We start from the raw sequence: 13,918 nt of genomic DNA, 5'->3' as shown, positions 1-13,918 counted from the left end.
GGACGACAATGGGACCGATCTGGGCCGTGGGTCTGATGACGGGGACCGTGCTGGACGGCAATATCGACGTGGCGTTGCTGAAGACCGATGGCGAGACGATCGAGCGGTTCGGCCGCTACACCCTGGCACCCTATCCGCAGTCGATCCGCGATCTGCTGGAACAGACGCTGGCGGAGGCAAGGACCTGGAATTTCGAGGGGCCCGAACCCGCGATCTTCTCCGAAGCCGAAGCGGCGCTGACGTGGGCGCAGGCCGAGGCCGTGCGGGCTCTGGTGGCGCAGGCGGGTCTTGCGATGAGCGAAATCGGCGTTATCGGCTTTCATGGCCAGACGGTTCTGCACCGGGCGCCGCAGCCGGGGCGGACGGGCGCCACGCGCCAGCTCGGCGATGGCCAGCTGATGGCCGATATCCTGGGTGCGCGGGTCGCCTATGATTTTCGAAGTGCGGATGTGCGCGCCGGCGGCCAGGGCGCGCCGCTTGCCGCCATCTATCATGCGGCACTCCTGAAGGGCGCGGCGCAGGATGGATCGGCCGCGGTGCTCAATCTCGGCGGTGTCGCCAACATCACCTGGAGCGATGGCCGTGACGGGCTGGTGGCCTTCGATACCGGCCCGGCCAATGCGCCGATCAACGACTGGGTGAAGGGGCACGGACTGGGCGACATGGATCGCGACGGCAGGCTGGCCGCGGCCGGCACCGTGAACGAGGAGCGTCTCGCGCGTCTTCTCGAGCATCCCTATCTCTCGGCTCGCTTCCCGAAATCGCTGGACCGTTTCGATTTCGGTGCCGCGATGGCCGAAGGGCTTTCGCCGGAGGATGGCGCCGCGACATTGACCGCCTTCACAGCTTCTGCCGTCGGCAGGGCGCTTGATCTTCTGCCGGCGCGGCCGCGCCGCCTGTTTGTCAGTGGTGGCGGACGCCATAACCCCACCCTGATGCAGATGCTGCGCGCTCGGGCGCATGTCGAGGTGCAGCCGGCGGAGGATCTCGGCTGGCGCGGGGACGCGGTTGAGGCGGAATGCTTCGCCTTTCTCGCCGTGCGCGTGCTGCGCGGCCTGCCCATCAGCTTCCCGGCCACGACAGGCGCGCCACAGCCGATGACGGGCGGGCGTCTGTCAGTCTGACGCGACCAGTCGCTTCTGCAGGAACTTGCGGCTGCGCCCGACGGGAAAATCGGGCAATTCGCCGAAGACTTCATAGCCCTGCCGGGTGTAGGCCTTTTCCGCGACCGGATTGAAGGTGTCGATCCAGGCCGATTGGCAGCCGCGCGCCCGCGCCTCGTCTTCCGCCGCGGTCAGCAGGCGGCCCGCCATGCCCTGACCGCGCAGCCTTTCGTCAACCCACAGCCACTGCACATAAAGCCAGCCCCACGCCGTATAGCCGCTGATGCCGGCGCGAAGCGCTCCAGCCTCATCGCGTACAGTCACCACGAGAACACGCCGCCCGGACGGGCCGACGTCGGCATCGTTATAGGCGGCGAGGTTCTGCCCGATCAGCGCCACCTCCTCTGCCGCCGGACTGTCGGTGATGGTGAGCGTGATCTGCATGTCCGCATTCCCTGATTGTCGACCTTGGCATCGAGTTAACACAAACGCTGCAGAAGCTCGATCGGCTGTTGTGTCCTGCCTTACGGTTTTGGCCCGTGTCCGTCCCGCTCGAGCCAGCGGGCGAGATCCATTTCGGCGCGCTCCAGGGCCGTGTGGTTCACCAGTTTGCGTAGCAGGGAGACGGTGACGGCGCGGGAGCGGAGGTTGAAGCGGGCTTCGGGGTCGCCGTCATTGGGCTGGTAGACGCCGAGCTTTTCGTAGAGTTGCTGCAGGCGGTTCTGGACGCTGCGGAGCGAAAGATTGCGGCGACGGGCGATCGTGCGGTCGGTAAGGCCGAGGGCGATGTCGATCAGCACTTCGTATTCTGAATCGGTGAAGCCGCTGACCGCGCCGGCGCTCTTCTGCTGCAGTCCGCGCACCTCGCGGTCGATGACACACTGATCCTCGATGAAGACGGAGCGTAGCGCCAGTCTCAACCGCTCGTCGGAGGCTGATTTCAGCACGTAGCCATAGGCAGCGCCTGGCGGAACGATGCGGGAAATGCCGCGCACATTGGCTTCGTCGGCATAGTTGGACCAGAACAGGATGCGGGTGTCCGGTCGTTCGCGCCAGATGGTGCGGGCGGCTTCGATGCCGTTGCGCGGGCTCATCTGCAGGTCCATCACCACGCGGTCTGAGATGTGTTCGCGCGCCAGCCGTTCGCCTGCCAGTCCGTCGGCCGCCTCCAGAACCGTGTTGCATTCGGGAAGTGCCCCCCGCACCGCCTCGCCGAGATAGGCGCGGTGCAGGGGGTCGTCCTCAACGATCAGAACCTTCATTGCATCTCCTCCCATGCCAGCGGCAGCGTCACGCGGATCACGGTCTCGCTTGCCTCGCGCCGGACGGCGAACTGCGCACCGATCAATCTGGCGCGGGTCTTCATGTTCTCGATGCCGCTGCCGCGCCTCTCCTCGATGCCGGGCAGGCCGATGCCATTGTCGCGCACCTCGATGACCACCCGATCGGCCACGCGGGCAAGCCGCACATCGATGCGGCCCGCCTGCGAATGGCGCACCGCATTGTTGATTGCTTCCTGCGCAATGCGAAACAGGGCGGTCTGCACCGGTTGCGGCAGTGCCTCCATGGCGCCGTCGCTATCGTCGCGCAATGCCCAGTCGATGGAGAGCCCGCTGTCACGCACCGACCGGTCCAGATGGTTGTCGATGGCTTCCGCCAGGCCGAACAGTTCCAGTACCGAGGGGCGCGCCTGCTCGATGATCTGCCTGAGATCGCGCATCGATTGCTGCAGGCTCTGGAACAAGGGCGCGAGCATGTCGCCCGGCACGTTCTTCATCTGCGACAGCCGCTCCAGCCGCCGCGCAAAACGGGTCATGTCGGCGAGCGTCTGGTCGTGCAGGTCCATGCCAATCCGCTGGCGCTCCGCCTCCAGCGCTTCCGTCAGTTTCAGGGCGCCGACGCGCAGGCCTTCGGCGCGCACCCGCGTTTCGGCCTCGGCAATCGCGGCGCGTCTTGCCTCATCGGAGGCGCGCAGCGCGAAGAAATAGGGGGCGATCAGGTCGGCGATCCAGCGCGCACGTTCCACGTCGACGGAATCGTAGACATTGGCCTTGCGGTCGGAAATCGACAGCGCCCCGATCGTTTCGCCATGGGCCTTGAGCGCCACGTGGATGCGGCTCTTCAGTTTGTGATCGAGGATGGGCTGACCGAAGGCGCCCTCGAAATGGAAGGCCGGGTCCACCATGGCATCGCCGGTCACCATGCAGTCGACCTCGCCCATCAGCAGGCGTTTCAGCGGGCTCTGGTCGATGGGCGCCTCGGCACGGCGGCTCCATTCGGTTTCGAAGCCGCTTTCGTAGGCCATGTGGAAGCGGCTGCCGGGCATGATGATGCAGACATCCATGTGATCATGCGGCACGATGCGGGCAATCTGTTCCGCCACCGCGCGGATGGCCGAGTTGAAATCGAGATTGCCGGCCAGATGCCAGGCGATGCGCACATACTGTTCGAACAGCGGCGATCCGGTCTTGTCGAGCACGGCTGTTCCTCCTTCAGCGGTCTCATTCTGCGGCTCTTCCCTTCCGCCCCCTGACAATAGCCCCGAGCGGGCCTCCTTGTCGTGCGGCATCTCGCAATCAACGTGCGGAAACCCGCAGATTCGGGGAGGCAATTCCCCTATACAGCCCGGGCCCTTTGCGCCATCCTGATGCTGACGGATACAAGCGATCCGTACGAGATGGACGCGGGGCAAACCGTTGAGGAGCGGTCCCGGTCGATACGCCGCAACAGGCGGCACTTGGGAGGTAACATGAGAATCCGAAGCATGCTCGCGGCATCGGCCGCCATATTCGCCTGCGCGTTTTCGCCGCTCACCGCTCACGCGGATACGGCCGGCAAGAAGATTGCGCTTTCCAACAATTATGCCGGCAATTCCTGGCGCCAGGCCATGCTGACCAGCTGGGACAAGGTGACGAAGGAGGCGGTCAAGGCCGGTGTCGTGGCCTCCGCCGATGCCTTCACCACCGCCGAGAACCAGGCGACGGAACAGGCGGCCCAGATCCAGAACATGATCCTGCAGGGCTATGACGCCATCGTGCTGAACGCGGCCTCGCCGACGGCGCTGAACGGCGCAGTCAAGGCCGCCTGCGATGCCGGCATCGTTGTCGTCTCCTTCGATGGTATCGTCAACGAGCCTTGCGCCTGGCGCATCGCCGTCGATTTCAAGGAAATGGGCCGCAGCCAGGTGGAATACCTGTCGAAGCGCCTGCCCAAGGGCGGAAACCTGCTGGAAGTGCGCGGTCTTGCCGGCGTCTTCGTCGATGACGAGATTTCCGCCGGCATCCATGAAGGCGTCAAGCAGTTCCCGCAGTTCAAGATCGTCGGCTCCGTGCATGGCGACTGGGCGCAGGATGTGGCGCAGCGCGCCGTGGCCGGCATCCTGCCGAGCCTGCCGGACATTGCGGCCGTGGTGACGCAGGGTGGCGATGGCTATGGCGCCGCCCAGGCTTTCGAGGCGGCCAAGCGTCCCACCCCCGTGATCATCATGGGTAACCGCGAGGATGAGCTGCAGTGGTGGAAGAAGCAGAAGGACGCCTCCGGCTATGAGACGATGTCCGTCTCGATCGCGCCCGGCGTTTCCACGCTCGCCTTCTGGGTGGCCCAGCAGATCCTTGACGGCAAGCAGGTGAAGAAGGACCTGACGGTTCCCTTCCTGCGCATCGATCAGGCCACGCTCGAGGAAAACCTCAAGACGACGCAGAAGGGCGGCGTCGCCAATGTCGAATATTCGCAGGCGGACGCCCAGAAGGTGATCGCCGAGGCCAAGTAAGGCGGGATCCCCCCCCGCAACGGGCGGAGGCGCTGCCTCCTGGCGCCTCCGTCCTCCCGCAATCGCATGTCCCGATGGTTCGCTCCATGATTTCAGAAAGTGAAACGTGCCCGGTCGTTTCGGTGCGCGGCGTCCGTGTCGCCTTTGGTGCGGTCACCGCCCTGGATGGCGTCGATCTCGATATCCACCCCGGCGAGACACTGGGGCTGGTCGGCCACAACGGGGCCGGCAAGTCCACCATCGTCAATGTGATCAATGGCGGCCTCACGCCGCATCAGGGCAGTCTTGCCTATGGCGCGGTCGATGCTGCTGGCGGCGGCGTTTCGGCGGCGCGCGCCGGGGGCGTGCGCTGCGTGTTCCAGGAACTTTCGCTGTGTCCCAACCTGACGGTGGCGGAAAACATCCGGCTGATGCATCAGGGACTGACCGGCGTCGGCTGGCGGCGCGAGGCGCTGTCGCTGATCCGCGCCAAGCTTTCGGAAATCTTCCCGGGCAACCGCGTGGATTGCGCGGCAACGGTGGCCGAGCTGCCGATCACTGAACGGCAGATGGTGGAAATTGCCATCAATTTCCTCTCGATCGGCACGCCTCCGCGGCTTGTGATTCTGGACGAGCCGACCTCCTCTCTGGATGCGGCGCTGGCCGAACAGCTGATGGCGCATGTGCGCCGCTATGTGGCGGGCGGCGGCTCGGTGCTGCTGATCTCGCATATTCTCGGCGAAATCCTCTCCACCTCAACCCGCATCGTGGTGATGAAGGATGGCAAGGTGGTCGCAAACCGGCCGGTTTCCGGCTTCAGCGGCAAGAGCCTGGTCGAGGCCATGGGCAGTGTCGTAAAGGAAAAGGTTCGCGCCGGCGCGCGGGATCTGTCGAAGGCACCACTTGCCGTCAGCCTGCCGGCCGCGGCCGGGGCTGCCACGGCATTTGCGGCCCGCAGGGGCGAGATCGTCGGCCTGGCGGGGCTTGGCGGACATGGGCAGACGGACATGCTGTTGTCGCTCTTCCGCAGCCGCTCCTCCAGCTGGCTGCCGAAACGCCCGCAGGAGGTGGCCTTCGTGGCGGGCGATCGCGCGCTCAACGGCACCTTCCCGCTGTGGAGCATCCTGCGCAACCTGTCCATCGGCGATCTCGGCGCGCTTTCGCGTCTTTCCACCATCGCCCACGGCGAGGAAACCGCGCTTGGCGGCGAATGGAAGAGCCGCATGGCAATCCGCACGCCGGACATGGGCAATCCGATCCTTTCGCTGTCGGGCGGCAACCAGCAGAAGGTTCTGTTCGCCCGGGCGCTCGCCACGCCCGCCGCCATCGTGCTGATGGACGATCCGATGCGCGGCGTCGATATCGGCACCAAGCAGGATGTGTACGGCATCATCCGCGCAGAGGCGGAAGCGGGGCGAACCTTCATCTGGTATTCGACGGAGATGGATGAAATCTGCCTCTGCGACCGTGTCTACGTGTTCCGCGACGGCGTGATGGTGGCCGAACTGACCGGTGACGACATCAGCGAGGAGCGCGTGCTGGCCGCCTCCTTCCAGGGAGAAGCCGCATGACCAGATTGTCCCCGCAGGCCATCCGCCTGATGATCCCGGTTCTGTCGCTGGCAGTCCTGCTGGCTGCCGTCTTCTGGCTGCAGCCGCGCGCCATGAGCTATATGGGCATGAACCTGCTGTTCAACCTGGCGGTGCCGATCGCGCTTGCCACGATTGCACAGATGCTGGTGATTGCCGTCAACGATCTCGATCTGTCGATCGGCACCTTCGTGAGCTTTTCAGCCTGCGTCACCGCGGTCTACCTGCCGACGGCGCCGCTGGTGGCGGTCGCCATCCTCCTCGGGGCGATCTGCGTCTATGCACTGATCGGCATCCTCATCCACCTGCGCGACCTGCCCTCCATCGTGGTGACGCTCGGCATGAGCTTCGTCTGGGGCGGCCTGGCGGTGTTGATCCTGCCCTCGCCGGGTGGACAGGCGGCCGGCTGGCTACGGGCACTGATGACGGCCTCGACACCCTTCGTGCCGCTGGCCATCATTGCCAGTGTGGTGATTGCGGTGGTCGCCCATCTGCTGGTCATGCGCTCGACCCTCGGCGTCGCAATCCGTGGCATCGGCGGCAATGCACGCTCCGTGGCGCGGGCCGGCTGGTCGGTCATGAAGATCAAGGCGGCGGCCTATGCGCTTTCGGCTTTCTTCTCGGTGCTGGCCGGAATGGCGCTGGTGGGGGTCACGACCTCGGCCGATGCCAATATCGCTCTGCGATACACGCTTCTGTCGATTGCCGGGGTGATCCTCGGCGGCGGAGAATTCGTCGGCGGTCGTGTTTCGCCGGTGGGCGCGGTCATCGGCGCGCTGACGCTGACGCTGGCCGGCTCCTTTCTTTCCTTCCTGCGGATTTCGCCCGACTGGCAGATCGGCGCGCAGGGCGCGGTGCTGATCATCGTGCTTGGCCTGCGCCTCCTTCTCGCCCGGCGGGAGGCATGAGGTCGATCATGAATGCGCTCAAACCGTTCCTGTCGAAGCCCTGGCTGTGGTCCTGGCTCGCCGCACTTGCCACCTTCATCGTCACCATTCTCTTCACCGGTGGTGCCTCCGCCTTCGGCCTGTCTCAGGCGACCCTGACCTTTGCCGCCTTTTCGGTTCTGGTCGGCCTTGGGCAGATGCTCGTCATCACGCTTGGCCCGGGCAATATCGACCTGTCTGTGCCGGCTACCATTACCCTGTCCGGCACGCTGGCGCTGAAGTTCATGGATACGCAGGACACTCTGATCCTGCCTGGGCTTGCGATTGCCATCGGCATCGGCCTGTGCATCGGGCTCGCCAATTACGGGCTGATCAAACTCCTGCGCATTCCACCGATCATCGCGACGCTGTCGATGAGCTTTCTCGTCCAGTCGATGGCCATCTGGTCGAACCGCGGCCTGCGCATCAAGCCGCCGGAAGCGCTGGCGGCCTTTGCCACGGGTACGACACTCGGAATACCGAACATCGCACTAGTCGGCCTCGTCGTGTCGCTCGCCGTCTGGTGGCTGCTGGAGCGGTCGATCTACGGGCGCTGGATTTCCGCCATCGGGCAGAAGCTCGCGGCCGCCCGCATGGCCGGCATCCCGGTCGATGGCACGCGCTGCCTGACCTATATCCTGTGTGCAATACTGGCGGCCTTCTGCGGCTATCTTCTGGCGAGCTTCTCCGGCGGCGCGGCGCTCAACATGGGCGCGGAATACCTGCTGATGTCGATTGCCGTGGTGGTTATCGGCGGCTCTGCGGTGGCCGGCGGCAATTCCAACGTGCCCGGCATCTGGGGCGCCTCGCTCTTCATGTTCCTGGTGGTGTCGATGCTCAATACCTATGGCTTCGGCGCAGGCATACGCCTCATCCTCACCGGTCTCATCATCATCGCCGTCATCGTTGCGGCAAGCCGCCCCGCCGGCGCGCGCTGAAAGGCAGTCCCATGAGCAGTTCCCTCTTCCAGATCCACGATCCGCGCTTCCAGCAGATGATCATTCCAAGCGCTGCGCTGGAGGAACTCTATTCCGGCTGCCGCTGGGCCGAGGGGCCGGTGTGGTTTGCCGATCATGGCCTGCTGATCTTCAGCGATATCCCTAACCAGCGCATGCTGCGCTACGTTCCGGGCCAGGGCGTTTCCGTGTTCCGTGAGCCGTCCAATTTCGTCAACGGCAACACGCGTGACCGCGAGGGGCGGCTTGTTTCCTGCGAACATGGCGGGCGCCGGGTCATCCGCACGGAGTATGACGGGAGCATCACCGTGCTCGCCGATCGTTTCGAGGGACGTCGCCTGAACTCGCCCAACGATGTGGTGGTAAAGTCGGACGGGACCGTGTGGTTCACCGATCCGACTTATGGTATCCGTTCGAACTACGAGGGCTTCCAGGCCGAGCCGGAACAGGCGTGTCGCAACGTGTTCCGCCTCGATCCGGCCACTGGTACGTTGACCTCCGTCGTCGACGATTTCGGCCAGCCGAACGGCCTTGCCTTCTCCCCCGACGAGACAAGGCTCTACGTTGCCGATTCCGCCGTCAGCCATGACCCGTCTGCCGAGCCGATCATTCGTGTGTTCGATGTGGTGGATGGCCTGCGGTTGGCAAATGGCCGCATCTTCTGCCGCCTCGATGCTGGACTGCCGGACGGCTTCAGGCTGGATACCGCCGGCAATCTCTGGACGAGCGCCGGCGACGGCGTTCATTGCCTTGCGCCGGATGGCACGCTGCTCGGCAAGATTCTCGTGCCGCAGACGGTCGCAAACCTCACCTTCGGGGGCCCGCGGCGCAATCGCCTGTTCATCACCGCCACCCGCTCGCTCTACGCGATCTATGTCGATGTACAAGGCGTCTGAGCGCGTTCAGGCCGCTGCGAGGGGGGCGATCCGACAGGTAATCATCATATCTATTCGCCAATTCGTCGATATTGATTGTAAAAGGCCTAAAGTCATCATACCTATTATGCATCGCGTTTGACACGAACGACACGGTGCGTGGGACATTGGCAGTTCAGACAAGACATCGCGGCAAGCCGACGGGCTCGCTGGTCGCCAGGGTGGAGGAGAGCCTCAGGCAGGCGATCCTCAGTGGCGACTATGCGCCGGGTGCGCGGCTGCCCAGCGAAATCGAACTCACCGAGGCACATGGCGTCAGCCGCACGGTGATCCGCGAGGCGATCACCGCACTGCGCTGCGATGGTCTTGTGGATGTTCGGCAGGGGGCCGGAATCTTCGTGCTGCCAGCGCAGCCGGCAAGGACCGCGCCGCCCGCGCTCGACCGGGCCCGGATTTCCTCGGATCTCGAGGTGCTGGAAGTGCGCACGCCGTTGGAAATCGAGGCGGCGGGGCTAGCTGCGCAGCGCCGCTCGCCGGCCCAGGAAGAGGCGATCTTCGCCTGTCATGCGGCGGTGCTTGCCTGCATCGAGGAAAGCCGATCGATCCGTGAGGCGGATCTTTCTCTGCACATGGCCATTGCCGCGGCCACCAACAATCCGCTTTTCGTCGGCTTTCTGGAACAGTACGGCCCCTCCGCGATTCCGCAGTCCAAGGTGGTGCCGGAAAACCAGGCTGCGGAGCAGACGGCCTATCGCCAGCTGATCCACAAGGAGCACGAGGCGATCGTGCTTGCCATTTCCGACCGGGACGAGAAGGCGGCACGCGAAGCCATGCAGGAGCATCTGCGCGGCAGTCAGATGCGCTACCGGGACCTGCTGCGCGACATGCGCGGCAAAGGCCCGGCCTGAGGCGGATGCCGGGCCGCCTGCCCCGGCATCAGGCGTCCGTTCCCCAGATTTCGATCTGCGTCAGCGCCGGATAAGGCGAAGGGTCTTCCGCCTTGACCAGCGAATGCAGCCTGACCCAGTCCACGACGCGCGGCTCCAGCGCAAATTTCTGGCCTTTGCCGGATTTCTGCAATGTCACCTCGGTCGTGCTGCCATCCGAAAAGCTGAGGCTTGCTGCCTGCCACCAGGCATCGTGAGGAAAGTCGGCGCGCAGATAGAGCACCACTTCGTCAATCCGCACCGGCCGGCCGAATGCGATCGTCAGCGCGGCATCGGGATCCTTGTTGATGCCCCAGCTGGTGAAGGGCCAGGAGCCGTGATCGAAGCTGGCCTTCTCGCCGTCAATGGCGTTTCGGGCGGCAAATTGCGCCTCGCCACGGGTCTCCACCGTGGCCTCGGCACGCGGGAAGAGCGTCCGGTTGCCATGCTGGTCCATCGGGTTGAGGGCCAGATTGCGTCGCGCGGCGACTTCGCAGGGCTCGGCCCGACGAACATGCAGACGATGCAGGGCTCCGAGAAAGGCTTGCGGTGCATAGGGCATGCGTTTTTCGCCGAAGGGAATGGTGAAGCTGAACGGCGATTGCGCGAGGTAAAGCAGGGCCGGCATCAGCGTGGCATCGAGAGACAGCCATATGTGGCCGGCCCCGGCGGCCGTGACCACAAGACGGTCGCCATCCTCGTAGGCGGCGTCGTGCACGAGAAGCACCTCGTCGTCTCCGGTGGCCTCTGTCTTCACCGCTCCCGAGGCGTCCGTCACCTTGAGGGTCAACTGCATGCGTTTTTCTCCTTAAACGATCGTCAATGTCAGACTCGGCCCGGCAAGCGGCACGAGAAGGCGGTAAAGCCGCGCCGGCCAGCTTTGCCGCAGCCGGGCATCGGTGATGTCAAGCGGCTCTGCCGTGATCGGCCCGGCGCCCTGCAGGTGGATGCGGGCCAGTTCCCCGAGCCGGATCACACCGTCCTGCACATCGGGCTCCATCAGCGTCATCAGCGACAGGATCGCCGGGCGGCTTCCCTCATGCTCGTCGCGGATCTCGACATGCCGGCCGCGCAGCAGGCGGACACTGCGCCGATAGGCTTGAAGCTCTGCCTCCGGCGGGTAGGCTCCGGCGATATCGAGCGAAATCTCGGCCATTTCCGTGTCGAACCGCGCGGCGAAATCCCGTGCGGCAAAAGCCTCCCCGTCGCGCTGCATCACGTCCCCGAAGCTGGGCAGGTTGTGATAGGCCGATTGCATGGTCCAGATTTCGTAGCGGCGTGGCGAGAAGGTCTTTGCCGTATAGGTCTCGACGCCGACATCGATCAGCAGCGGCTGGCCGTCCTTGTAGAGCGTGATGCTGCCCACATCGTTATGATTGTGGCTTTCGCCATTGTGGCCGCCCTTGACCGCCAGCGCATAACGACCGTCGCGGGCGATCGCGAGACCTATGCCGGGATAGAGGCTGTCCGACTTGGCCGGCACATCACGCGTCCAGCTTTCGATTTCGCCTGCCGCGGCGATGGCCTGCAGCCGATACCAGAGGTTCCATTCGTTCGGCATCAACCGGCTCGCGGAACGTCGCCAGTCGGCAGCGGCAAAATCCTGCAGCGGCAGCGAGCCGACGGCCTTGCCGAACAGGAATTCGCGCGCGCCGCAGGGCTCCACCACCGCCGCCGCATCGGCAAAGTTGAAGTAGTAATCGTCCGCCACATGCATGTGCAGGATGAATTCCGCCATGTTACGGATTTTCGGGTGCTGCCAAAGCGGTGCCATCAGGCCGGGCGATGCCTCGTCCAGCACGGTCATCGCACCATGAAGACAGAGCGCGGCATGGCGGTAATAGACGACACCCTCCTCGCAGGCGCCGTCTTCTGCATAGTCCTTGAGGAAGGCGTCCAGGCTGGACAGTGCCTTTTGCGCCACCGCCCGCCGTTGAGGCTGGGCGGTTGGCAGCAGAAAGGCCGAAAGCAGAACATTCTGGGTGATCCATGCCGTCCAGTTGTTCATGCGTTCGTCGCCCTTGCCCATCCACCAGAAGTGGCGCGCGAGATAAGGTGCGAGGATGCGCTGGCCGATCTCCTGTTCAAGGCGAGGGCAAAGGCCGGGATCGACGGCGATCAAGGGCGCGCGCAGGAGTGACAGAATGGCGGCGATATTGGCCGCGGTTTCTGCCGCAAAAAGATCGATGACGGGATCTGCCGGGTTCGGCAGCGGCAGGCGCTGGCCGCCGCGGCCATAGGCGTTGTGGGCTGGCAACTGCCAGCCGCTTTCTTCCGCGATCAGCCAGAGTCCGTCGACGATAGCGTCCAGAAACCGCCCCTGCCGTTCGACGCATTCCGCCAGCACCAGGTGATTGAGCTTCAGGCGCCGGGCAAAATAAAGGGCTTCGAACCGGGCGCGGTCTCCGGTTTTCACATAGGCGCGGTAATCGCTCGCCAGGATCTGCGGCCAGGGCTCGGCCAGGGCGCCCTCGCCGCTCGCAACCAGCTGTGTGCGGACCTGTGACGGCAGCGCCGTCCAGGCATCGCTGCCATAGGGCCCGAGCGCAGAAGCGGCCACATCGCCAAGCGACTGCGCCAGACATTCGATCCGCCCTGAAAACACACGCCCTCCTCCGCGGCCCGTCCTCGGCCGATTGCTATCGCACACCTATCATACCTATTTCAACGTATCCAGCAGATTGGTCTGATCTAATATCAATTTGTTTGACCACTCGCTGATTCGTGCTATTCAGACGACGGGAGGCCGGTTGCCGGTTACGGCGGCCGGGTGGAGTGAAGGTGCGCATGCTGCGCAAGCGGACTGGAGGCGGAGGCTTCCATTGTCCATGGGAGGATGCGGGTGACGACGTTAAGCCCAGCCATGTCTGACAGGCAACCGGCAACCACGGTCCGCCGCAAGGTGCGTGTCGTCTCGCGACGCAGGCGGCGGATCGAGAACGCGCTGATCGCCTATTCCTTCATTGCGCCGAATTTTCTCGGATTCGCCGTCTTTACGCTCGGGCCGATCTTGTTCGCCTTCGCGCTGGCCTTCATGCATTGGGACGGCTCGAACCCGATCGAGTTTGCCGGCCTCGACAATTTCTGGCGGCTGTTCGAAGACCGCGCCTTTATCGATGCCTTCTGGAATACGATCATCTACACCGCCGTCTCGGTGCCTTTGACGCTTGCCTGCGCGCTCGGTCTCGCCATTCTGCTGAACCAGAAGATTTTCGGCCGCGACTTTTTCCGCACGGCCATGTTCTTCCCCTATGTCGCCTCGCTGGTGGCCGTCGCAGTGGTCTGGAACATGGTGTTCAACCCCGAAATGGGGCCGGTCAACATGCTGCTCTACACGATCGGCATTCCGCCGGAGGATCTGCCCGGCTGGGCGGCCGACCGGCACTGGGCGATGGTCACTGTCATCCTGTTCGGCATCTGGAAGAGCATGGGTTACTACATGGTGATCTACCTCGCCGGCCTGCAGGGCATCAATTCGGAACTTTACGAGGCGGCAGGCCTCGATGGCGCCAATGCCTGGCAGAAGTTCATCCACGTGACACTGCCGCAGCTGGCGCCCACCACCTTCTTCGTCACCGTGATGCTGACCATCCAGTCCTTCAAGGTATTCGATCAGGTCTACATGATCACGCAGGGCGGGCCCGGAACGTCGACGCTCGTGCTCGTCTACCACATCTATAACGAGGCCTTCATTTCCTGGGATCTCGGTTATTCCAGCATGATCGCGCTCGTCCTTTTCCTTCTGGTGCTGGTCGTGACTGTCGTCCAGTTCCGCCGCCAGCGGGAGGATTGAGC

13 protein-coding genes are annotated in these 13,918 nt (G+C 64.3%); 8 read left to right on the top strand and 5 right to left on the bottom strand.

What is annotated here, in order from left to right; genetic code table 11:
* The first annotated feature begins 8 nt into the window (after positions 1-8).
* Positions 9-1,124 carry an anhydro-N-acetylmuramic acid kinase gene (locus KLP42_RS07295; protein WP_215565558.1) on the top strand — a complete coding sequence of 372 codons (1,116 nt, stop codon included), beginning with the start codon at positions 9-11 and terminating at the stop codon, positions 1,122-1,124.
* Here KLP42_RS07295 and KLP42_RS07290 read toward each other — a convergent pair.
* From KLP42_RS07290 to KLP42_RS07280, 3 genes are all read right to left on the bottom strand, one after another.
* Positions 1,116-1,547, bottom strand: a complete 432-nt coding sequence (locus KLP42_RS07290) for a GNAT family N-acetyltransferase (protein ID WP_215565557.1) — start codon at positions 1,545-1,547, stop codon at positions 1,116-1,118. The genes KLP42_RS07295 and KLP42_RS07290 overlap by 9 nt on opposite strands.
* An 80-nt stretch (positions 1,548-1,627) precedes the next feature.
* Positions 1,628-2,365 (bottom strand): response regulator transcription factor, encoded by a 738-nt coding sequence (locus KLP42_RS07285; RefSeq protein WP_215565556.1) that lies wholly within the window; start codon positions 2,363-2,365, stop codon positions 1,628-1,630.
* The gene (locus tag KLP42_RS07280) at positions 2,362-3,582 is read right to left on the bottom strand and encodes a sensor histidine kinase (protein WP_353844831.1); all 1,221 of its coding nucleotides are present in this window, start codon (positions 3,580-3,582) and stop codon (positions 2,362-2,364) included. The genes KLP42_RS07285 and KLP42_RS07280 overlap by 4 nt, the downstream gene beginning before the upstream one ends.
* Positions 3,583-3,852: 270 nt before the next feature.
* On the opposite strand from KLP42_RS07280, the gene KLP42_RS07275 reads away from it, so the two are divergent.
* From KLP42_RS07275 to KLP42_RS07250, 6 genes are all read left to right on the top strand, one after another.
* Complete coding sequence (locus tag KLP42_RS07275) at positions 3,853-4,872, top strand: ABC transporter substrate-binding protein (RefSeq protein WP_215565554.1); 1,020 nt, start codon at positions 3,853-3,855, stop codon at positions 4,870-4,872.
* A gap of 86 nt (positions 4,873-4,958) precedes the next feature.
* Complete coding sequence (locus KLP42_RS07270; RefSeq protein WP_252192827.1) at positions 4,959-6,422, top strand: ATP-binding cassette domain-containing protein; 1,464 nt, start codon at positions 4,959-4,961, stop codon at positions 6,420-6,422.
* Entirely contained in the window at positions 6,419-7,348 is a 930-nt protein-coding gene (locus KLP42_RS07265) for an ABC transporter permease (protein WP_215565552.1), read from the top strand. Before KLP42_RS07270 ends, KLP42_RS07265 begins: the two co-directional genes overlap by 4 nt.
* 8 nt (positions 7,349-7,356) lie before the next feature.
* The gene (locus KLP42_RS07260) at positions 7,357-8,304 is read left to right on the top strand and encodes an ABC transporter permease (RefSeq protein ID WP_215565551.1); all 948 of its coding nucleotides are present in this window, start codon (positions 7,357-7,359) and stop codon (positions 8,302-8,304) included.
* A gap of 11 nt (positions 8,305-8,315) precedes the next feature.
* A complete protein-coding gene (locus tag KLP42_RS07255) occupies positions 8,316-9,218 on the top strand; it encodes an SMP-30/gluconolactonase/LRE family protein (protein WP_215565550.1) in 903 nt (300 codons plus the stop codon).
* A 146-nt stretch (positions 9,219-9,364) separates the two neighbouring features.
* Complete coding sequence (locus tag KLP42_RS07250; RefSeq protein ID WP_252192826.1) at positions 9,365-10,105, top strand: FadR/GntR family transcriptional regulator; 741 nt, start codon at positions 9,365-9,367, stop codon at positions 10,103-10,105.
* A gap of 28 nt (positions 10,106-10,133) precedes the next feature.
* On the opposite strand, the gene KLP42_RS07245 is transcribed toward KLP42_RS07250, so the two are convergent.
* Entirely contained in the window at positions 10,134-10,919 is a 786-nt protein-coding gene (locus tag KLP42_RS07245) for a discoidin domain-containing protein (protein ID WP_215565548.1), read from the bottom strand.
* Between the two features lie 12 nt (positions 10,920-10,931).
* A complete protein-coding gene (locus tag KLP42_RS07240) occupies positions 10,932-12,728 on the bottom strand; it encodes a heparinase II/III domain-containing protein (RefSeq protein ID WP_502941276.1) in 1,797 nt (598 codons plus the stop codon).
* Positions 12,729-12,986: 258 nt separating this feature from the next.
* Between KLP42_RS07240 and KLP42_RS07235 the strand changes: the two genes are divergently transcribed.
* Positions 12,987-13,916, top strand: coding sequence for a carbohydrate ABC transporter permease (locus tag KLP42_RS07235; RefSeq protein WP_215565547.1), 930 nt, complete (start codon positions 12,987-12,989; stop codon positions 13,914-13,916).
* Positions 13,917-13,918 lie beyond the last annotated feature (2 nt).

It is taken from the genome of Rhizobium sp. CSW-27 (assembly GCF_018760785.1).
Taxonomy (GTDB): domain Bacteria; phylum Pseudomonadota; class Alphaproteobacteria; order Rhizobiales; family Rhizobiaceae; genus Neorhizobium.
This window is presented reverse-complemented; position numbering and strand designations above follow the sequence as displayed.